At 55.6% G+C, this 20171-nt stretch carries 17 protein-coding genes; 9 read left to right on the top strand and 8 right to left on the bottom strand.

Going from position 1 to position 20171, the window contains the following annotated elements; all coding sequences use genetic code 11:
- Positions 1–97 precede the first annotated feature (97 nt).
- From BLW59_RS09815 to BLW59_RS09850, 8 genes are all read right to left on the bottom strand, one after another.
- On the bottom strand, positions 98–844 hold the full coding sequence (locus BLW59_RS09815; RefSeq protein ID WP_074697645.1) for a hypothetical protein: 747 nt from the start codon (positions 842–844) through the stop codon (positions 98–100).
- A 195-nt stretch (positions 845–1039) separates the two neighbouring features.
- Complete coding sequence (locus BLW59_RS09820; RefSeq protein ID WP_074697646.1) at positions 1040–4219, bottom strand: efflux RND transporter permease subunit; 3180 nt, start codon at positions 4217–4219, stop codon at positions 1040–1042.
- A 15-nt stretch (positions 4220–4234) separates the two neighbouring features.
- Positions 4235–5428, bottom strand: coding sequence for an efflux RND transporter periplasmic adaptor subunit (locus tag BLW59_RS09825; protein WP_074697647.1), 1194 nt, complete (start codon positions 5426–5428; stop codon positions 4235–4237).
- The gene (locus tag BLW59_RS09830) at positions 5428–6777 is read right to left on the bottom strand and encodes a TolC family protein (protein WP_074697648.1); all 1350 of its coding nucleotides are present in this window, start codon (positions 6775–6777) and stop codon (positions 5428–5430) included. The genes BLW59_RS09825 and BLW59_RS09830 overlap by 1 nt, the downstream gene beginning before the upstream one ends.
- Positions 6778–6945: 168 nt before the next feature.
- A complete protein-coding gene (gene scpB / locus BLW59_RS09835; protein ID WP_074697649.1) occupies positions 6946–7746 on the bottom strand; it encodes a methylmalonyl-CoA decarboxylase in 801 nt (266 codons plus the stop codon).
- A 141-nt stretch (positions 7747–7887) separates the two neighbouring features.
- Positions 7888–9780, bottom strand: coding sequence for a PTS fructose transporter subunit IIABC (locus tag BLW59_RS09840; RefSeq protein ID WP_074697650.1), 1893 nt, complete (start codon positions 9778–9780; stop codon positions 7888–7890).
- A 283-nt stretch (positions 9781–10063) separates the two neighbouring features.
- Positions 10064–10975 (bottom strand): 1-phosphofructokinase, encoded by a 912-nt coding sequence (pfkB, locus tag BLW59_RS09845; RefSeq protein ID WP_074697651.1) that lies wholly within the window; start codon positions 10973–10975, stop codon positions 10064–10066.
- A 30-nt stretch (positions 10976–11005) separates the two neighbouring features.
- A complete protein-coding gene (locus BLW59_RS09850) occupies positions 11006–11755 on the bottom strand; it encodes a DeoR/GlpR family DNA-binding transcription regulator (protein ID WP_074697652.1) in 750 nt (249 codons plus the stop codon).
- Between the two features lie 349 nt (positions 11756–12104).
- On the opposite strand from BLW59_RS09850, the gene BLW59_RS09855 reads away from it, so the two are divergent.
- The 9 genes from BLW59_RS09855 to BLW59_RS09895 all read left to right on the top strand — a co-directional run bounded on the left by BLW59_RS09855 (position 12105) and on the right by BLW59_RS09895 (position 20162).
- Positions 12105–12983 carry a YitT family protein gene (locus tag BLW59_RS09855; RefSeq protein ID WP_051650098.1) on the top strand — a complete coding sequence of 293 codons (879 nt, stop codon included), beginning with the start codon at positions 12105–12107 and terminating at the stop codon, positions 12981–12983.
- Between the two features lie 15 nt (positions 12984–12998).
- Complete coding sequence (locus BLW59_RS09860) at positions 12999–13580, top strand: hypothetical protein (RefSeq protein WP_139283631.1); 582 nt, start codon at positions 12999–13001, stop codon at positions 13578–13580.
- A gap of 92 nt (positions 13581–13672) precedes the next feature.
- A complete protein-coding gene (locus BLW59_RS09865; protein ID WP_074697654.1) occupies positions 13673–14695 on the top strand; it encodes a GGDEF domain-containing protein in 1023 nt (340 codons plus the stop codon).
- A gap of 9 nt (positions 14696–14704) precedes the next feature.
- Positions 14705–15589, top strand: coding sequence for a sensor histidine kinase (locus BLW59_RS09870; protein ID WP_074697655.1), 885 nt, complete (start codon positions 14705–14707; stop codon positions 15587–15589).
- 183 nt (positions 15590–15772) lie between these two features.
- A complete protein-coding gene (locus BLW59_RS09875) occupies positions 15773–16051 on the top strand; it encodes a YhdT family protein (protein WP_074697656.1) in 279 nt (92 codons plus the stop codon).
- A gap of 44 nt (positions 16052–16095) precedes the next feature.
- Positions 16096–17595, top strand: a complete 1500-nt coding sequence (panF, locus tag BLW59_RS09880) for a sodium/pantothenate symporter (protein ID WP_051650130.1) — start codon at positions 16096–16098, stop codon at positions 17593–17595.
- 91 nt (positions 17596–17686) lie between these two features.
- Positions 17687–18409, top strand: a complete 723-nt coding sequence (locus BLW59_RS09885; RefSeq protein WP_029541675.1) for an AzlC family ABC transporter permease — start codon at positions 17687–17689, stop codon at positions 18407–18409.
- A complete protein-coding gene (locus BLW59_RS09890) occupies positions 18409–18717 on the top strand; it encodes an AzlD domain-containing protein (RefSeq protein WP_029541677.1) in 309 nt (102 codons plus the stop codon). Before BLW59_RS09885 ends, BLW59_RS09890 begins: the two co-directional genes overlap by 1 nt.
- 179 nt (positions 18718–18896) lie before the next feature.
- The gene (locus BLW59_RS09895; RefSeq protein WP_029541680.1) at positions 18897–20162 is read left to right on the top strand and encodes a dicarboxylate/amino acid:cation symporter; all 1266 of its coding nucleotides are present in this window, start codon (positions 18897–18899) and stop codon (positions 20160–20162) included.
- The last annotated feature ends 9 nt before the right edge of the window (positions 20163–20171 follow it).

Here is a 20171-nt window from a genome sequence, read left to right on the forward strand (position 1 = left end):
GCCCATTTCCTGTGGATAACATATTCTCTTGCAGGGATTATCCACAAAATCTGTGGATAATCCCCAACTTCCCTGTTGATAACTGCCATAGCCGACACTAGAGGGAGATGCGTAAAAACTCCTCCAGCGCATCCCTGGCAGTCAGATTCTTGCCATGGCGGGTCATGCCAGCTTTCTTGGAACGTTTCAGGTAGTCCACTGTCACCCGATAGACTTCATCCTCCACAGAGCCGGGCACCAGCCCCTCCCAGTTGGCAGGACTGTAGTCGCGCTCCTTGATGGCATTCTGTGGTCTGCCCGTGACTTCCAGCTCGCAGAGGAACTGAATCTGCTGCCTGTCCGGCCTGATGTAGTAGTGCTCCAGGAAATACGTCTGGGGATAGCTGTAATCTTCTTCAGAGGAAAACTCCCCCGCTCCTTCCTGCACCAGCTTCACCCAGACATCAATAATCTTTTCACTGGCAGAGTAGGGCAGATAGCGCCACTTGGCCGTCTGGGTATCCAGATAGTAAGTAAAGCCGCTTTCATCCTGGATGATCTTCAGGTAGCGCTCCTTGACAGGCTTGCCCTTTTCATCACGCTCCTGCCCTGATGTTTCATCCTCCGGACGCTCAAACCACTCATCTGCCCGGCTATTGTCCGAAGGGCGGCGAGCCTCAGACGCAGGCTTTTTATACTGCTGGGATTCCATTTCCTGCTCGGCTTTCAGGGCCGCCTCAGTCTCCTCGTCACCCTCTACCACAGAAACGATTTCATCGGCGGGGTCATAAGCCTGCCCTGCGGCTGCAGGTGCAAGCAGGACCGCCCCCAAAAGGACTCCCGCCAAAAACTTTCCGTACCTCATGGGGTCACACCTCCTTACTATGATTATTCGCCCCATAAAGGATTTTTCCTTGTTGATAAAGGAAAGAAAATAAAAAGCCCTGTTTGTATAGCATGAAAAACGCCCCCTATGATGACAGTTTAGTTTTTACTGTCTCTCATAGGGGGAGCATATCACACAGCAAAGAGGCCTTTTTATATTAATTTCTGCTACCTATTATTTAGCCGTCTGGGCGGCGGCTTCCTTATTTCCTTTCAGCTTGTTAGTCAGCCAGACGACGATGCAATACATTACCGGGATAAGGAAGATACCCAGGGAGGTGGCGAAAAGCATGCCGCCTACCACTGCCGTGCCCATGCCGTTTCTGGCTGCAGAACCTGCGCCAGAGGCCATGGCCAAAGGCAGGCAGCCGATGATGAAAGCCAGGGAGGTCATGATGATAGGTCTGAGCCTCAGGCCAGCTGCCTCGATGGTGGCTTTCACCGGCTCCATGCCGGCATCAACTCTGGCCTTGGCAAACTCCACGATGAGGATGGCATTCTTGGCTGCCAGACCCATGAGCATGATGACACCGATCTGCACATAGACGCTGTTCAAAAGTCCCATATTCGCATGACCGCGCATGCCGCCGATCATCAGCAAACTGAACAGGACGAAGAACGCCCCGAAAATGCCCGTCGGCACAGTCAGCAGCACGGCGAAAGGCACGCTCCAGCTCTCGTAAAGAGCTGCCAGGCAGAGGAATACGAAGACAACCGAAAGGGCCAGGACCTTGCCGGTGGTACCGGCGGACTTTTTCTCCTCGCGGGTCTGACCGGACCATTCAACAGCGAAACTGCTGCCGGCCTTCTCCTTCACCACTTCCTCCATGGCAGCCATGGCCTGACCGGAGCTGTAACCCTCCGCTGCAATGCCATTGATGCTGATGCTGCGCACCCCGTTGAAACGGGAGATGACGGAAGTGGAAGTTGAGAATTTGGGAATCAGGAGGCTGTCCAGGGGCACCATGGTCCCATAGATATTTTTCACATAGCAGAATTTCAGAGCCTCGCTCTCGTTCCTGTACTGGGCATCGGACTGCAGCATGACGTAATAGCTGCGGCCGAACCGCACGAAGTCATTGACATAGGCACCGCCGTAATTCACCTGCAGCGCCGTGAACACATCAGAGAGCTCCACGCCAAGCTGCTTGACTTTCTCACGGTCCACCTCGAACTTGCAAATGGGGGAATCCACAGAAAAGGTGGTATAGGCCATCGTCAGTTCCGGCCGCTGGTTGGCAGCCGCCAGGATTTCCTTGGTGATGGCATCCAGTTCCTTGTCCGTGTGGCCCGTCATGTCCTGAAGCTCCATGGAGATGCCGCCCACCATGCCCACACCTGGCAAGCTCGGGGGGACAATAGCCATGACACTGGCCTCGGGATGGTTCTTGCCCAGTTCATTCACCTTGCCGACAATGCCTTCCAGTGAAAGATCTTCCGTGGTACGTTTATCCCAGTTTTCCAGGCCTACGAAGAAAGTACCGCCATTTGATTTGGTACCGCTGGAGAGCATATCATAACCGGAAATCTTCATGACATTCTTCACGCCGGTAAGGCTGCCTATTTCCTTTTCCAGGGCAGTCATAGTGTCATAGGTACGGTTCAGGGAAGTGCCATCCGGCATCGACACCGCGGCGATGAAATACCCCTGGTCCTCGTCCGGGACGAAGGTTGACGGCAGCTTGCTGTAGAAGAAGCCTGCCAGAACGCATATCACCAAAAGGGAGGCTGCCCCCACCTTGGCATGGCCGATAAACCAGCCTACGATGCCGGTATAGCGGTTCTGCGTGCGGTCAAACCAGTCGTTGAAGGCATCAAAGAACTTATCAAGGGGCCCCTTCTTGGCATTGGGGTCATGGGGTTTCATCAGCAAAGCGCAAAGCGCCGGGGTAAGGGACAGAGCCACAAAGGCGGAAAGACCCATGGATACGGCAATGGTCAGGGCGAACTGACGGTACAGCACGCCGGTGGTGCCGGAAAGGAACGCAACGGGAATAAACACGGCCGCCAGCACGAAGGCGATGGCCACTACAGGCCCCTGTACCTCGTCCATGGCTTTTTCAGTTGCTTCCACCGGCCCAAGGCCATCCCTCTTCATGTGGGATTCCACGTTCTCAATCACCACGATAGCATCGTCAACCACCAGGCCGATGGCCAACACCATGGCAAAGAGGGTCAGAGTGTTGATAGTAAAGCCCAACAGTATGAAGCTGGCCAGGGTACCTACCAGAGACACAGGAATGGCCAGCACGGGAATCAGCGTGGCCCGCCAGCTCTGCAGGAACAAGAACACGATGACAATAACCAGCATCAGCGCTTCCTTGAAGGTCTGCACCACTTCGCTGATGGACTCATTGATGAACTCGCTGTTATCAATGACGGCCCGGTATTCCATATCATCGGGGAAATTCTTGGAGGCTTCCTCCAGCACTTTTTCAACCTGGCCTATGGTTTCCAGGGCATTGGCATCGTCCGTCAGCTTGACACCAAAACCGGCACTGGGAGCGCCGTTGGCATCAGAAATCATGGCGGAGGACTTGGCGCCCGTTTCCACCCGGCCTACATCCCTGATACGCACATAGGAGCCGTTGCTGTTCGCCGTCAGGATGATGTCGGCAAATTGCTCCGGCGTGACCAGCTGGCCTTCCACACTGCCTGTATACTGCTTCTCCTGGTTTTTCGGCGCAGGCAGCTGGCCGATGGTGCCTGCCGGTGCCTGGACATTCTGCTCCTTGATGGCGTTTTTCACATCAGAGATGGTCAGTCCCAGCTCCGACAATCTATCAGGATTCAGCCAGATGCGCATGGAATACGTGGAGCCAAAGGTGCTGATATCGCCCACGCCCTTGATGCGCTTGAGGTTATCCACGATATAGATGTTGGCATAGTTCATCAGGAACGTGCGGTCAAAGGTGCCGTTCGGAGAAAGCATGGTGAACATGTACGCCATATCGCTGGAAGATTTTTTCGTAGTGACGCCGGTGGTCTGCACATCCGACGGCAGGCTGGATTGGGCAATGGACACATTGTTCTGCACCAGCACTGTGTCCATGTCCGAATTCGTACCCAGCTCAAACTTCACATCCAGACTGTAGCTGCCGCTGTCGTCGGAAGTGGAGTTCATGTAGTCCATCCCCTGGGTACCGTTGACCTGCTGCTCGATGACCTGGGCCACTGTCTGGTTGATGACGTCAGCATTCGCCCCGGTATAGGTGGTGCTCACGTTTATGGTGGGCTGACTGATCTGAGGGTACTGGGCGATTGGCAGGCTAAGGCCGGACACAACGCCCAGGATGACGATAATCAAGGCGATAACAATGGCGAAAATAGGACGATGTATAAAAAATCGTGCCACGATTGCCGCCCCCCTTTATGACTTGTCTACGATGTCAGCAGATTCAGTCAGGGAGAAGCCCATATCCTCTGCCGTCACCATAGTGACATCCAGTTCCCTGCCTGACTGAAGGTTGGTCAGGCCATCGACAATCACAGTATCATCAGTGGTAACGCCCTTCTTCACAATATAGTAGCTGCCAACTTTCTCTCCCAGTTCCACTTTCTTGGAGACAGATTTGCCATCATCTCCCACCACCAGCACAAAGGTCTCGTCCAGCAACTGCTGCACGGCCCGCTGGGGCACAAGGATAGCGTCTTTTGCCGTCACGCCCACAAGCCCCACACGGACAAACATGCCGGACAGCATCACACCATGAGGATTCGGGAAAAGAGCCTTGACGGTAAGGGAGCCAGAGTTGTTGGAAAATCCCTTGTCAGCCGCGATGATATCGCCTTCCAGAGGATACACCTGGCCGTTGGAAAGAGTGATTTTGACTTTTGGCATCGGCTCGTCAGATGCATCGGGGTCGCCGTCTTTTTCCATGGCCTTGGCCAGGAGGTTCAGGTACTCAGTCTCACTGATGCTGAACTTGGCATAGATGGGGTCTATGGAGCCCAGGGTCACCAGCGTGGTGCCGCCAGCGGTAGCATAAGTGCCCACTGCCACATCATCCACAGACAGCCTGCCGTCCATGGGGGCATAGACAATGGTATCGTCGAGATTTTCCTGGGCCTTCCTCACCGCTGCCCGCTCAGATTCCACTTCTGCCTCATACTCTGCAACCGTAGCCCTCTGGCTGGTGAGGGTCTGCTCAGAAACGGCCTTTTTGGCCCAGAGCATCTCATCACGTGCCAGATCTTCCTGGGCATTTCTCAGAGTGGCCTGTGACTTGTGCAGGCTGGCCTGAGCTTCCAGCACAGCAGACTCGTACTGGCGGGAATCCAGACGGTACAGAGGCTGGCCTGCATGCACCTCGGCCCCTCCCTGGAAATATTTCTCCATGATGCTGCCGGACACCCGGGCATGGACCTCTACTTCATCCGTGCCCTCCAGCTGCCCCGGATAAGCATAGGAAACCGGCGTATCCTGCTTCATGACCTTCATGGCCTTGACTGACGCCTTGCTTTGCGGCGGTGCCTGTTCCTCTCCGCAGCCTGTCAGGAAAAGGCTGGCTGCCAGCACTACTGAGCTTAGCAAGGCTACAGATTTTTTCCCATATGCTACCATCACTTCTTGTCTCCCTTCTCGCTGTTCTCGTAAAGTGCCTGCCGATAAGGCTCCACATCCAGCTCCACTTTCACGCCCATGGCTTTTTCCAGGCTGGATTTGTTGACATTATAGCTGTAGAGGGCATTGATATACTCACCTTTGGCCTCCACCAGCTTGTTCTGGGCATCCATGAGCTCCAGGTTCGTGCCCACACCTGCGGCATAACGTGCTTCTTCGATATGGTAATCTTCCTCAGCCTTGTTCACCACATCTGCCATGATATTGATATTTTCCTCGGCAGCCTTGAGCTTCACATAAGCCTCACGGACTTCCAGCTTCACATCACTGAGCTTGTCCTGAAGCTCTGCTTCAGCGCGACGCACAGAGGCCTCTTTCTGCTTCACCTGAGCCTTGGTGACCTGATTGTCAAAGATATTCCAATTGACAGAAATGCCGGCCTTCCAGCTGTCAGAGCTGTCCCGATTGCTTTTGAAAGGGCCATCCCCCTCAATGCTGCGGCTGGCGCTTGCATCCACCGTGGGCCTGTAGCCTGACTTGGCGGCCTCCTTGTAGGCCTTGTTCTCCAGGAGATTGTATTCCTTCTGGAAGAGGTCCGGGCGGTGCAGCAGGGCATAAGCCTCGCACTCCGGCAGTTCCTGGAGGAAGCGCTCATAAGTGAGCTTGTCAAGGGCGTTGGTATCTGTCTCTGGAGGCAGTCCCACTTCCTTGTTGAAGGTAGCTACAGCCACTTTATAATCACTTAGCGCCGATACCAGCTTCTGCCGGCCCTGGGCCAGATTCACTTCTGAACTCAGCACATCTGCCATAGCCACTGTACCGGCCTCATATTTGTTGTTGACATTTTCCAGGTGGGCCTGCAGGTTGCCTACAGATTCTTCGTAGACTCCAACCTGGCTCCTGCATTTCAGGATGCCATAATAATCCTGAGCCACCGTGTCCCGGATGCTCTGCCTGGTGCGTTCCAGAGTCAGTTCTGCCCCGGACAGCCCCATCCTGGCGGCCTTGATATTGTTCTCCAGCTTGCCGCCGCTATAGAGCGGCATGCTGACCTTCCCCTGATTGGTAAAAAGGCGGTTCTTCCAGTCTTCATAGGCCTTGCCCCCTACGGCATCCCCTTCAAAAGCCCAGGACAAAGTCGGACCGGTCTTCCTGCGGGCTTCCCTCAGCGCCCAGTATGCGTTGTCCAGATCCGCTGCGCTTTCCTCGATGTCATAGTTGCGTTCCAGCGCCATCTGTACCCCATCCTCAAGGGTCATGTCCAGCCTCTCAGCCGAAGCCGTCCCCCAGATGCTGCATAGGATAAGTGTCATCACTGCTGCTTTTGCATGTTTCCTGTAAGATTTCATCTGCGAACCTCCCTGCTGCTTATGCAAATCGATTGTTGCAAATTGCTGCATAATTTCCCATTTTCTCATTCAGTTGGGCTGTTAATTTTAGAAAATAATTCACAATAGGGAATACTTCTCCCCCTCCACAGCATTTTCCTGCCCTGCAAACTGAATTTATTCTGTATGTCAATCAAGGTCCGATGCTTTTCCCTTGTATTTCGGCTCCCGTTTCTCAAAGAAGGAATTGATGCCCTCTTTGTAATCCTCGCCGCCATAGACCTTGTGGCGATAGGCGTTGATGCGCTCGAAGCTTTCTGCGCTGATGACCGTGGAAGCACGGCTCAGGATGCGGAACTGGCGCTTGATGGCGCTGATGGACAGGACGCTGTTGCGGCGCAGGGGCTTGAGGAACTGCTCTTCCAGCACCTCATCCAGCTCGTCTTTTTCAGTCACGCGGTTTATCAGGCCCACGTTCAGTGCATCTTCCGCTTCAATGGGCATACCCAGGAAGAACATCTCCCGGGCCTTGTTCATGCCCAGCTGATTGATGAAGTGCAAGAGACCTGAGGCATTGTAAGGAATGCCAATCTTGGCCGGGGTGATGGCAAAGGTTGCATTCTTAGAACTGACAATCATATCGCAGGACAGGCAGAGGTCACAGGCTCCTCCCCACACCGTGCCATCCACGCAGGCAATCACGGGAATGGGCACATCCTGCACATCCCGCAGCAATCTCTCCATGGGCACTTCAAAGGCCAGGGGGTCGCTGCCATCCTGGGGCAGTTCGTGCATATCGTGGCCCGCACTCCACACGCCCTTGTTCACCTCTGCCTGCAGCACAATGCCCACACATTCGCTGTTATAGGCAAACAGCAGCGCCTCCGCAATCCCCTCACACATCTCCTCGCTGAGACAGTTGTAATGTTTCCCGTTCTGCATGGTCACAAAACAGATGCGGTCTTTGATGATTTTATTAACTAACGGCATGCGAATCATCTCCCCTATCCTGCAAAGTTCCTAACCAACACAGATGAAATATTTCGCTCCCCCTCCCCATTATCCTGCCCTGAACGAAAAAAAGCCTTGCGAGTTCACAGTCTCGCAAGGCTTTGCTTTCAAGGTATCAAATTATTTGTTCAGGGGCTTCTTCAGCACGGAGAGCACTGCGCAGCCGACTACGGCGCCAATGAGGATGGCGACGAGGTACATCACCGGGTTGCCGATGGTGGGGACTACGAAGATGCCGCCGTGGGGAGCACGGAGGGTGCAGTCGAAGGCCATGGTCAGGGCGCCTGCCACAGCGGAGCCGATGACGCAGGAGGGAATCACGCGAATCGGGTCACCAGCTGCGAAAGGAATGGCACCTTCAGTGATGAAGGACATACCCATGACGTAGTTCACGACACCAGCCTTCTGCTCACTTTCGGTGAAACGGTTCTTGAAGAAGGTGGTGCAGAGAGCGATGGCCAGAGGAGGAACCATGCCGCCTGCCATGACAGCAGCCATCACATGGTATTCGCCGGAAGCCAGGAGGCCGGTACCGGTGACGTAAGCAGCCTTGTTGATGGGGCCGCCCATGTCGATAGCCATCATGCCGGCCACTACGATGCCCATGAGGATACGGGCAGAGGGATCCATGTTGGCCAGGGTGTCAGTGAGCCAGGTGTTGATGGCGCTGACAGGAGGCGCAATGATGTACATGGAGATGAAGCCCATGATGAGGATGCCGAAGAAGGGATAGAGGAGGACGGGCTTCACGCCGTCCAGGCTGGCGGGGATATTAGCGAAAGCCTTCTTGAGGAGGTTCACGATCCAGCCGCCCAGGAAGCCGGCCAGGAGGGCACCAAGGAAGCCGGAGCCAGTGGTGCCAGCCAGAGCGCCGCCCACGAAGCCCACAGCCAGGCCCGGACGGTCAGCGATGGACATAGAGATGAAACCAGCGAGCACCGGCAGCATGAAGCCGAAGGCTGCGCCACCAACGCTCATGAAGAACTTGGCGAAGGGGGTGTTGCTGCCGAAGGAAGCAGCCGGCTCGGGAGCATCAAAGAGGAAAGCCAAAGCGATGAGCACACCGCCGCCCACCACGAAGGGGAGCATGTGGCTGACGCCGTTCATGAGGTGCTTGTATGCCTGACGGCCCAAAGACTCGCCTGCGGTATCTGCTGCACCCTCAGCCTCGTCGCTGCCGGTGGCATGGTACACAGGAGCCTTGCCGCTCATAGCCTTGTCCAGGAGCTCGTCAGCCTTGTTGATGCCGTCGGCTACCTTGGTGATGATGGTGGGCTTGCCGTCGAAGCGGGCCATAGCCACGTTCTTGTCAGCAGCCACGATGATGGCATCAGCAGCGGCGATTTCCTCAGCAGTGAGGACGTTCTTGGCGCCGCCAGAGCCGTTGGTCTCTACCTTGATGGAGATGCCGCGCTTCTTGGCGTGCTGCTCCAGGGACTCAGCAGCCATAAAGGTATGGGCGATGCCGGTGGGGCAGGCAGTGACAGCCAGCACCTGGATGTGGTCGGAGACAGGAGCGGCAACCTGAGCCTCAGCAGCTGCAGGAGCCACGAACTTGCCGTCTTCCTTGTCGTCGATGAGCTTCAGGAACTCGTCCTTGGAGGAAGCTGCAATGAGGGCTTCCTTGAAGTCCGGGTCCATGATCATGGTAGCCAGCTTGGACAGGATGGCCATGTGCTCGTCATTGGCAGAGTCCGGAGCGGCAATCTGGAAGAACAGGCGGGAGGGCAGGCCGTCCATGGACTCGAAGTCCATGCCTGCGGGCACGGTCATGGCAGCCAGGCCTGCGGCCTTGACGCCAGCGCTCTTGGCATGGGGAGTGGCGATGCCGTCTCCCAGGCCGGTGGTGCCAGAAGCCTCGCGGGCCAGCACATCTTTCATGTACTGAGCCTTGTCAGTGAGGTTACCGCCCTTTTCCATCAGGTCGGTCAGCTGCCGGATGGCTGCATTCTTATCAGCCGGCTGTGCTCCGAGGAGGATAGACTCGCTCTTGAGCAGGTCAGTGATACGCATGATATCTCTCCTTTGTTAAAAAATATATGAGAACATAATAATGAGGAAACTTGAAGTTTAGTAAAGAAACGCAGTAGCAGGCCTTACCTGCCCCGCTTGCGGGGGCGCGTAAGCGCGGGAGCCCGGTGGGCTCCCTGGTGTGGGGACCACCGAAGGTGGTGGAAGGGGGGACGAGAGCAAGCAACGCTTCGGCTTCGATTCCCCCTTCCGTCAGCCCTTCGGGCTGCCACCTCCCCCGCAAGCGGTGGAGGTATGGTCAACCCTTTCATTGCTTCTTCTACAATCAGCTGCGGATGCTCTTGTAGAGGGCCTCAGCTTCTTCCCTGGTGGCCAGGTTCTCGCTGAAAGCGGAGGCGGAGCCGGTGGCTACGCCCATGTAGAAGGCGTGCTCAAAGTCTTCCGGCTTCTCATGGCAGCCGGTGATGAAGCCTGCCACCATAGAATCGCCTGCGCCTACGGAGTTCACCAGCTTGCCCTTGGGGGCCGGGCTCTTGAAGTGGCGGCCGTCCTCGGTCAGGAGGATAGCGCCGTCGCCAGCCATGGAGATGAGCACGTTGCGGGCGCCCTGCTCCTGGAGCTTCTTGGCGTAGGTGACGATTTCCTCGTCAGTGGTGAGCTTCACGCCGAACATATCACCCAGCTCGTGATTGTTGGGCTTGATGAGGAAGGGATGATACTTAAGAACCTTTAAGAGCAAACCTTTCTCGGCATCAACCACCACGCGGATACCCTTGCCGTCCAGGCGGCTCATGATGCGCTCATAAATGTCATCCGGCAGGGTGTTGGGGATAGAACCAGCCAGCACCAGGGTGTCGCCTTCCACCAGCTTGTCCAGCTTGGCAAAGAGCTCTGCCTGTGCCGCCTCGCTGATCTTGGGGCCCTGGCCGTTGATTTCCGTTTCCTTGTCGGCCTTGACCTTCACGTTGATGCGGGAGAAGCCGTTATCAAGCTGCACGAAGTCATGGGCTACGCCAAAGCCCTCCAGCTGGCGCTTGATCTCCTCACCGGTGAAGCCGGCCAGGAAGCCCAGAGCCGTGGACTTGATGCCCATGTTGCCCAGGACGATGGACACGTTGATGCCCTTGCCGCCCCCCAGAACCTGCTCGTAGTTCACACGGTTGATTTCCCCTGCCGTGAAGGAATCCAGCCGCACGATGTAATCAAGAGCCGGATTGAAAGTTACTGTATAAATCATGATGCTTCCTCCTGAAGAAATCGAAGTTGGTTACTCCCCATCTTCCAATATAGTGGTAAAATCCCGATATTTTTTGTCTTCCAAAACTCCCGTGATGATGGTGGCGCTGGAAATGCTGCCGAAGGTGATGGGAGCCACCCGGTTGAACTTGGAGCGGTCAGCCAGCACAAAGGCGTTCTTGCAGCGCTTCATGGCCTCCCCCTTCACCTCGCCCTCATCGGCGTCCGGCGTTGAGTAGCCTGACTGGGTACTGATGCCGTTGGTGCCAAAGAACCCCTTGGTGAAGTTGTAGGCCTCCAGGCTCCTGATGGCGCCGCTTCCCACCACTGCTTCCGTAGTGGCCTTGAGGGCCCCGCCCAGGATAAAGACCTTGAACCCCCTGGCCGAAAGCCTTGAGGCGTGAGGCAGTCCGTTGGTGACGTAGGTGGCCCCCTTTTCCGTCAGGAAATCAATCATCTGGAGGGTAGTGGAACCGGCGTCCAGATAGACGAAATCCCGCCGCTTCACCAGCCCTGCCGCCAGGCGGGCGATGCCCACCTTTTCCTCCGTGAAGAGGGAGCTTTTCGTGTGCATGTCCTCTTCCGAAGCAGAGTAGCGGTTGTCGATGGCGGTGGCCCCGCCGTAGACCTTGTAGAGCCTGCCGCTCTTGTGGAGGCTTGAAAGATCTCGCCTCACCGTAGATTCCGATGTGTTGAGGAGACGGGTAAGCTCGGTGACCGTGACGGCCTTCTTCTCCGCCAAAAGGCGCAGGATAGCCGCATAACGCTCTTCCGTGAGCATGAGGTTCCCCCCTTTTCTTTCTTTGTGGTATTAATATCATATAGCTAAACATAAGCAAAGTCAATCAAAATCGTGAGAAAGCAAGCAAAATTTTGGTATAAACGATTACATACAAGCAAAATCAACCATCCTCATCCAAAAAACGTCCAGAGTCCCTGCTGGTGCTCCCCACGCCCCTGGCGCCCACGGATGGGCGCCCGCGGACCTTTGAATAACGTGAAGTTATTCAGGTCCGGTTTTCTTTTTGTTACTTTTTCTTTGCGCCAAAGAAAAAGTAAGGCCGAAACGTAACATTTTAGGGTATAATGTATTATAGAAGAAAACCTTTTACAGAACGGAGCGTGACCCTATGACCGAATCCAAGCCAAAGATAGTACAGCACCGCAAAGCCTCCTTTTACTTCAAGAAATACCTCACCATCTTCATAGGCGCCCTCATTGCCTCCGTAGGGCTGGAGATCTTCCTCATCCCCAACGAAGTCATTGACGGCGGCGTGGTGGGCCTATCCATCATGGCTCAGACCCTTTCCGGTTTCAGCATCGGCATCTTCCTCATCCTCTTCAACCTGCCCTTCCTTTACCTGGGCTACAAGCAGATAGGCCAGAACTTCGCCATCGCCACTCTGGTGGCCATCCTCTTCCTGTCCGGTTGGTCGAAGGTCATGGAACCCATCCCTCCCCTAACCACTGACCCCTTCCTGGCTGCCATCTTCGGTGGCATCATCGACGGCCTGGGGGTGGGCCTCATCATCCGGGCAGGCGGCAGCCTGGACGGCACGGAGATTGTGGCCATCATCATGGACAAGAAATCCGTCTTCTCCGTGGGCGAAGTGGTCATGTTCATCAACCTTTTCATCCTCTCCAGCGCAGGCCTCTTGTACGGCTGGGACAAGGCCATGTACTCACTGGTGGCCTACTTCGTCATTTCCAAGATGATTGACGTGGTCATCAAAGGTCTGGACGAGTCCTACGCGGTGATGATCGTCACCAACAGTCATGATGACATCACCTCAGCCCTCAATGACCGCCTGGGCCGCGGCGTCACTTTGCTCCACGGAGCAGGGGGATACACCGGGGAGAGCAAGGAAGTGCTCTACTGCGTGGTGACACGGCTGGAAGTTGACAAATTGAAGGAAATCGTGCTTGAAAAAGACGAAAATGCCTTCGTAACAATTAACGCTGTCCACGATATTATAGGCGGGCGTTTCAAGAAGAAGGCTATCCACTAAGTCGAGGTGATCATCATGAAAAAGGTACGTTTAATTTTACCGTTACTGGTTACGCTGCTCATAAGCCTGTCTGCCCTCGCCTCAGCCGCCCCCCTGCGGCTGGCACAGTATCCCGTCATCGACCGGGCCTGGTGTCCTGCCGATGTGCTGATGACTCTCAATTCGCAGGTTTCACGGGCCACCCATGTGCCCCTTAACGGCTACTTCAAGACGGTGGAGTACCTGCCGGAGGAGGAACTGTTTTCTGCCATGAGGGCTGTCCGGCAGGAAATGGGGGCAAAAGCCAAAGACAAGGAACTGCTCCGCCCCCTGGCCGCCCGGCTGAAGGCCGACATGGTGGTCCTGCCCATACTGGACGGCTACCAGGAATGGCAGCGCATGAGCTGGCACAGGGGCACGATCTACCACAGCTACGCCTCGGTGATGCTCTATGTCTACGATGCCCGCACCGATGAAGTGGTGGAAAAAGGTGCTTCCCGCTTCTATGACGACGAAAGCTCTGCCATGGGCACTGCTTTCAACATGGCCAAAGAAGCCATGGATGATGTGCTGCGGTCCAGCCACCTCCATGAACGCATCTATCCCTCAAAGAAATAAAAAGGAAGAAACGGGCAGGAAAAGGCCGATTTTTGACGAATATGCACGTGAATGGATTTTGCAGGATGTCTCCCAAGAAGGAAGGTATGCACATGATGCCTACAGAAATCCATATACCTTTGCTCATCTTCCTTATCATGATTCTCTGGGGGCTTTCCCTGCTGGGCACGGTATATTATTTCCATCGGGTAATCCAACGGGAGCGGAAACTCAAGGAAGGCATGGGACATCTTCTAACCTTTACCGACCTCTGCACTTTTGTCTTTGATATGCGCAAGGACACCATGAGGCTTTCCGCCGCCTGTGCAAAACTCCTGGGATTGCCGGAGCTCATTGACAATTTCACGGAGGCCTGCCATGAAGAAAGCGGTCAGAAAACTTCCTACCAAACGCTTCTGGAGGCCATGACCCCGGAAGCTGACCAGCAGCGTATGCAGCTAACCCAGCCCAACGGTGCCTCCGGCACCTACCGGGTCACCAACCGCATCTACTATACAAAGAATGAAGAAATCGACTACATCATCGGCATTCTCACAGATGTCACCCAGGAAGCCCGCCGGGAGGAGCATCTGGCTCTGCACGCCCAAATCGACGGCCTCACCCATGTCTACAACAGCGGCACCGTCCGGCGGCTGCTGTCCGACTCCATGTCGGACTTCAATGAGTACGACCTGGGAGCTTTCCTGATTCTGGATATCGACAATTTCAAGAAATTCAACGACCTCTACGGCCACCAGACCGGAGACCAGGTGCTGCGCATTGTGGCCAGAGTCCTGAAGGAAAGTCTGCGGGTAAATGATGTGATTGGCCGTCTGGGCGGTGATGAATTCTGCGCCTACCTGCCGGGACTTTCCAGCATCGGCTTTTTGAACGGCCTCTGCGCGCGGCTGAACAGCGGCGTCACGGTGGCAGCTGCCTCCAATGGCATCGAAGCCCCTGTGACCATCAGCATTGGTGCCACCATGCTCCACACCTTCGACGACTTCCTCACCGCCTACGACCGGGCTGACCAGGCCCTTTACGAGGCCAAGGAAAATGGCCGCAACTGCTATGTAGCCAAAGAAGCCCCCTCCCCGGAAGGGACCAGCAAGGAAAAAAATGCAGACAAGGATTGAGGTCAGGTAATGCCTATGGACTTTGCAGCTACGCTTATCATCATTCTACTGATAGTTACCAACACAGCTTTTTGTCTGGCTGCCGTCATTTTTTACAAGCGGTGGCGCAGAGGCCAGCGCCTGGCAGTGCTCTCTGAGCAAAGCCGGGCCAGTCGTGTGCGCTCTGAAACGGCCAGGCAGGTCATCAAAAGGCAGCATTTTTTCATTTCCCGCTATGTGAGATATCTGGAAGCTCCCACCAAAGACATTAATGCGCTGACGGAGAAAATTTCCCAAAGCAAGGATATAAACTCGGCCCATGCAGCAGCCAGCCGTCTGGAAGCCCGAAGCCGCCTGTTGCTGAAGTCCATTGCCAATCTAAAAGATTTTGCCGATCTGGAGCTGGGGGAGCTGACCCTGCGGCAGGCACCTGTGTCCAGCCGCCAGCTGCTGGAAGAAGCCATCGGCACCATGCGCACTTTCTTCTCCTCCAGCCACCAGCATCTCTTGCTGGATATCAGCAGCTGGCACGAGCAAACCATTATCGTTGACAAGGAGAAATTCTGTGCCATGCTGGGTCATCTGGCCCACGGCATTGCCAGCTATCTGCCAGAAGGGTGCACCATCAACTTCACCGCCGAAGCCATCCGCTCAGGAGAAGGGCGCGTGGTCACCTGGCTGCAGATTTCCGACAGCGTCACAGACTTCGACCTGCCCGAAAGCGAGCATCTTTTCGACCCTCTGGGGGCCGCCCTGGTCTCCCATGCCAATATCGAAGTTGAGGGACAGATGCCTTCGCTGGATCTCCCCTTCGCCAAGCACCTGGCAGAGCTGATGGGTGGCTCCCTGAACTTCCGCCGCGTCGGCACAGGGCATGCGGTGGAAATAGAGTTATTCTTCAACGTTGGGGAATAAATGTGGAAAAAAAAGGACATTTGGGTTAAAATATAAAGCGCCTATGAGGCGCTTTTTTCATGCTGAAGCGTTCGGGGCAGGCAGGCGGCAACGCTTCACTTGAAATTTTGCCTGTGGCAAAATTTCACACGTTTCGCTTTTGCCGCCAGCCTGTCCCCCACTTAAGTTCACAAGGAGGCAATTATGACCCCTAAAGAAAAATACAGGCAGATTTGCCGGGAGGCGGGCGCCACGGGGCTGGTGCTGCTCTTGCTCATTATCATGTGGTGCGTGCTGGGTTTTGGACTTTCTGGCTCCGATGCGCTGATTTTCGGACTGCCCCTGTGGGCGGTGGCCGGCACCGTTGGGATATGGCTGCTGGCAATCTTCCTCACCTTTGTACTGGTGAAATTCATCTTCAAGGACATGGCCCTTTCACAGCCCTTTGACAAGAATTATATTGAGAAAGAGACTAAGGAGTGACTGCAGTGGGAAATCTATCTGCCTTGCTGCCCTTGCTAATTTTCATGGGCGTGATGATCGGCATCGGCTTCTATGTGCGACGGGAAGGCTCCCGCTCCGGCACGGGCTTTGTAAAAAATTATTTTATCGGCAATCATAATCTGGGCGGCTTCGTGCTGGCCATGACCACCGTAGCCACCTACAGCTCCGTCTCCTCCTTCGTGGGAGGTCCGGGCATGGCCTGGCAGATAGGCTTTGGCTGGATTTACATGGCGGTAGTGCAGGTGACAGCCATCTTCCTGGTGCTGGGTGTCTACGGCAAGCGGGTGGCTCTGCTGTCCCGGCGGCTGGAGGCCGTCACCGTGGTGGACATCATAAGGGCGCGTTTTAACTCCGACAGGCTGGCAGGCCTTGCGGCCTTCATCATCGTGCTCTTCTTCTGCGCCACCATGACCGCCCAGTTCGTGGGCGGAGCCAAGCTCTTTGCCGCCGTCACAGGGTACAGCTATGAGATGGGGCTCTTGCTTTTCGGCCTCACAGTGGTGCTCTACACAGCCATCGGCGGCTTCCGGGCCGTGGCCCTCACGGACACCTGCTGCGCCATTGTCATGATGGTGGGCATCGTGCTGCTGCTCTACTATGTGCTGCAGGCAGGCGGCGGCTATGAAAACATCATGAACACTCTCCACGCTGACCATCCGGAGATGTTCGAGCCTCTGTCGGCAGGCCACATGCCTTTGACCCTCTACCTCACCCAGTGGATTCTGGTGGGCATCTGTACCATCGCCCTGCCCCAGTCCGTGGTGCGCGGCATCAGCTACAAGGATACCAAGGGACTACATCAGGCCATGCTGATAGGTACCGTAGTGGTGGGCTTTATGAATATCGGCATCAACTTCACGGGAATCCTGGCTCACGGAGTGCTGACAGGCCCCCTGGAAAGTTACGGCGGCGTGGACAACATCATCCCCAAGACCATTGTCACCGCCATGCCGCCTTCTCTCGTAGGCTTTGCCATCATCGGCCCCCTGGCGGCCTCCATCTCCACCATCTCAGGCCTCCTGATAGTGGCCTCCTCCGCCATCATCAAGGACGTTTACCTCCATGCCAAGAAGGCCAATGGGGAAAGGGTCTCGGATAAGAAACTGAGGCTGCTGTCCATGGCAGCTACAGGCGTCATCGGCGTGCTGGTGTTCTTCATCGCCGTTACCCCGCCCTCCCTCATCTGGATCATCAACATGTTCGCCTTCGGCGGGCTGGAGACAGCCTTCTTCTGGGTGCTGCTCCTGGGCCTCTTCTGGCGCAAAGCCAACAAGGCCGGAGCAATTCTCGCCATGGCAGGAGGCACTTTCATCTACGTCCTGCCCATGCTGGGCAAGATGCTCCTGCTCCTCACCTCAGCCGAATGGGCAACCGCCTTTGCCGAAGCCCTGAACTGGTCCCCCTTCGGCCTGCACAGGATTGTGCTGGGACTGGCGGTTTCCCTGATTTGCTTCATTATCGGAGCATATAAGGGGAAGCCCACCAAGGAAGAAACTCTCGCCCTGTTCTTCCCCGGAAAATAATACAATGTAAGGAAGCGCTCTTGCTAAGGGCGCTTCTTTACTCTATACTAGGATAATATATTGTAAATTTTACAAACGGAAGTGATTTTTAATGCAGCCGGAATGGACTATCAACCGTCGGCAGGTGCTTTTGGAGGGCATGCGGGACGGACTGCCTATTGCTTTGGGGTATTTCGTGGTTTCCTTTACCCTGGGCATTGCCGCCAAGAATGCTGGCTTGAACGCTTTGGAAGGCTTCTTTGCCAGCCTGTTCAACAATGCCTCGGCGGGAGAATACGCTGGTTTTACCGTCATCGCCTCGGGGGGGACGCTCCTCACTATGGCAGTGCTCACCCTGGTGGCCAATGCCCGCTATATGCTTATGAGCACTGTGCTGTCCCAGAAATGCCCGGAAAACCTGCCCCTTTACCACCGCATCCTGGTGGCCTTTGATGTGACGGACGAGATTTTCGGCATCACCATTGCCCGGCCAGGTCCGCTGAATCCCTACTACAACTACGGGGCCATGCTGGTGGCCCTGCCCGGATGGTCCGTGGGCACAGCCCTGGGCATCATGGCAGGCTCTGTGCTGCCCCTGTCAGCTGTATCGGCCCTGTCTGTGGCCCTCTACGGCATGTTTATCTGGGTCATCGTACCCCAAGGGAAAAATGACCGCATCATCGCCGTCCTCATCGTCATCAGCATGCTGATGAGCCTCGGGGCCAGCCTTGCCCCTATGATTTCTGACCTGTCCGCCGGCACCCGCACCATTATCCTCACGGTGCTTATTGCAGGCCTGGCCGCTTATTTCTTCCCCCACAAGGAGGCTGCATGATGGAGCCAAGCATATTCACATATCTTCTGGTCATGAGCGCCGTGACTCTGGCCATCCGCATCCTGCCCCTGACCTTGATTCGGGGAGAGGTAAAAAGCCCCTTTTTGAAATCCTTCCTTTACTATGTCCCCTATGTGACCCTGGCCGTCATGACCTTCCCTGCCATGACTCAGGCCACCCAGAGCCCCGTCAGCGGCACTCTCGCCCTGCTCTCAGGGCTGCTTCTCGCCTGGTGGGGCGCCAGCCTTTTCAAGGTAGCTGCGGCCTGCTGTGCCGTGGTTTTCCTGACGGAAATGGTAATTTGCTGAAAAAGTCCATCTTATATGTATACATTCAAAAAATTCTCTCAGTAGTAGACATCTTAAACCAAAAGTGTTAAAATGTAAACATAGAAACCGCGCAAAGGAGCCGCATATATGTCCCATAGGATATGTATGCGGCTTCGTGCGTAAGAACGGGTTTCGAGAAAAATTTGGGAGGGAATTTCATGTCAGAAAAAACGAAAACCAACCTTGACAAGCTGGGGCTATGGATTATCATCGCCACGGTGCTGGGCGCTGTGGTGGGCCTCATCATGGGGCCGAACGCCCATATGTTCGCGCCTATGGGCGACCTCTTCATGCGCCTCATCAAGATGGTGGTTGTACCCCTGGTGCTCTTTTCCCTGATTGGCGGGGCTGCCTCTCTGGGAAACTCCAGCAGCGCCGGGAAGATAGGTCTTCTGACCTTTGGCTACTACGGCATCACCACGGCTGTGGCAGTGGCTTTGGGCCTTGCTGCCAGCGAGATTTTCCAGCCGGGCCGCGGTATCGAGATGGCAGCACTCTCTGAGGCTGCCATCCAGGTGGAACACATGGAAGAAAGCACTCATATTCCCGGCTTCTGGGATACGGTGCTGGGCTTCGTGCCCACCAATCCCTTCCAGGCTCTGGTGGAAGGCAATATCCTGCAGATTATCGTCTTTGCTCTGTTCATGGGCTTTGCCGCCACCCATCTTGAGGAAAGCAAGAAGAATTTCGTGCTGAGTTTCTTCAACTACCTCACTGAGCTCTTCATCAAGGTCATGACCGGCATCATGTATGCCGCACCTATCGGCGTCTTCTGCCTCATGGCTGACGCCACGGGCACCTTCGGCTATGCGGTGCTCACCAAGATTCTCTACCTCATCGTGCTGTACGTGGCAGTGCTGGCCATCGTCACCTACGGCATGATTGGCGGGACTGTGGCCATGTTCTCCAAGTGCACCAACTACAAGCAGTTCTTCAAGAGCATGTGGAAAGTGCAGGTCTTTGCTTTCTCCACCGCTTCTTCCATCGCCACCCTGCCGCTGAACATGAACACGGTACGTGAAGAACTTGGTGTATCCAAAGAAACCACTTCCTTTGCCCTGCCCCTGGGCGCCACCATCAACATGAACGGCAACGCCGCCTATTACGCCATGGCCGCCACTTTCATCGCCCAGATGTACGGCATGGAGCTTTCCCTGCCCCAGTACATCGCCATCATCGTCACCAGCACCCTGGGCGCTGTGGGCCAGGCAGGCGTCCCCGGCCCCACGCTTCTGGTAGTGGCCGTCCTGGTCGCCGGCGGCATCCCCATCGATGCCCTGCCCATCCTCTTCGGTGTTGACCGCATCTTCGACATGCTGCGCACCGCCGTGAACATCACCGGCGACGCCGCCTGCGCCACCATTGTGGACAGGTTCAGGACAGTAGACGAAGCCTCTGTCGAGCACAATTTGAAGGAAGCGTAATTACAAATA

This window comes from Selenomonas sp. KH1T6, assembly GCF_900108415.1.
GTDB classification, from domain to species: Bacteria; Bacillota; Negativicutes; order Selenomonadales; family Selenomonadaceae; genus Selenomonas_B; species Selenomonas_B ruminantium_A.

What these genes read in the sequence shown, in the direction of transcription:
- BLW59_RS09870 (WP_074697655.1), top strand. Translation starts at nt 14,705, where the DNA reads ATGCCTATGGACTTTGCAGCTACGCTTATCATCATTCTACTGATAGTT.
- BLW59_RS09825 (WP_074697647.1), bottom strand. Translation starts at nt 5,428, where the DNA reads ATGGTAGCATATGGGAAAAAATCTGTAGCCTTGCTAAGCTCAGTAGTG.
- BLW59_RS09890 (WP_029541677.1), top strand. Translation starts at nt 18,409, where the DNA reads ATGGAGCCAAGCATATTCACATATCTTCTGGTCATGAGCGCCGTGACT.
- BLW59_RS09815 (WP_074697645.1), bottom strand. Translation starts at nt 844, where the DNA reads ATGAGGTACGGAAAGTTTTTGGCGGGAGTCCTTTTGGGGGCGGTCCTG.
- BLW59_RS09840 (WP_074697650.1), bottom strand. Translation starts at nt 9,780, where the DNA reads ATGCGTATCACTGACCTGCTCAAGAGCGAGTCTATCCTCCTCGGAGCA.
- BLW59_RS09850 (WP_074697652.1), bottom strand. Translation starts at nt 11,755, where the DNA reads ATGCTCACGGAAGAGCGTTATGCGGCTATCCTGCGCCTTTTGGCGGAG.
- BLW59_RS09875 (WP_074697656.1), top strand. Translation starts at nt 15,773, where the DNA reads ATGACCCCTAAAGAAAAATACAGGCAGATTTGCCGGGAGGCGGGCGCC.
- BLW59_RS09830 (WP_074697648.1), bottom strand. Translation starts at nt 6,777, where the DNA reads ATGAAATCTTACAGGAAACATGCAAAAGCAGCAGTGATGACACTTATC.
- BLW59_RS09885 (WP_029541675.1), top strand. Translation starts at nt 17,687, where the DNA reads ATGCAGCCGGAATGGACTATCAACCGTCGGCAGGTGCTTTTGGAGGGC.
- panF (WP_051650130.1), top strand. Translation starts at nt 16,096, where the DNA reads ATGGGCGTGATGATCGGCATCGGCTTCTATGTGCGACGGGAAGGCTCC.
- BLW59_RS09895 (WP_029541680.1), top strand. Translation starts at nt 18,897, where the DNA reads ATGTCAGAAAAAACGAAAACCAACCTTGACAAGCTGGGGCTATGGATT.
- BLW59_RS09855 (WP_051650098.1), top strand. Translation starts at nt 12,105, where the DNA reads ATGACCGAATCCAAGCCAAAGATAGTACAGCACCGCAAAGCCTCCTTT.
- BLW59_RS09865 (WP_074697654.1), top strand. Translation starts at nt 13,673, where the DNA reads ATGATGCCTACAGAAATCCATATACCTTTGCTCATCTTCCTTATCATG.
- BLW59_RS09860 (WP_139283631.1), top strand. Translation starts at nt 12,999, where the DNA reads ATGAAAAAGGTACGTTTAATTTTACCGTTACTGGTTACGCTGCTCATA.
- pfkB (WP_074697651.1), bottom strand. Translation starts at nt 10,975, where the DNA reads ATGATTTATACAGTAACTTTCAATCCGGCTCTTGATTACATCGTGCGG.
- scpB (WP_074697649.1), bottom strand. Translation starts at nt 7,746, where the DNA reads ATGCCGTTAGTTAATAAAATCATCAAAGACCGCATCTGTTTTGTGACC.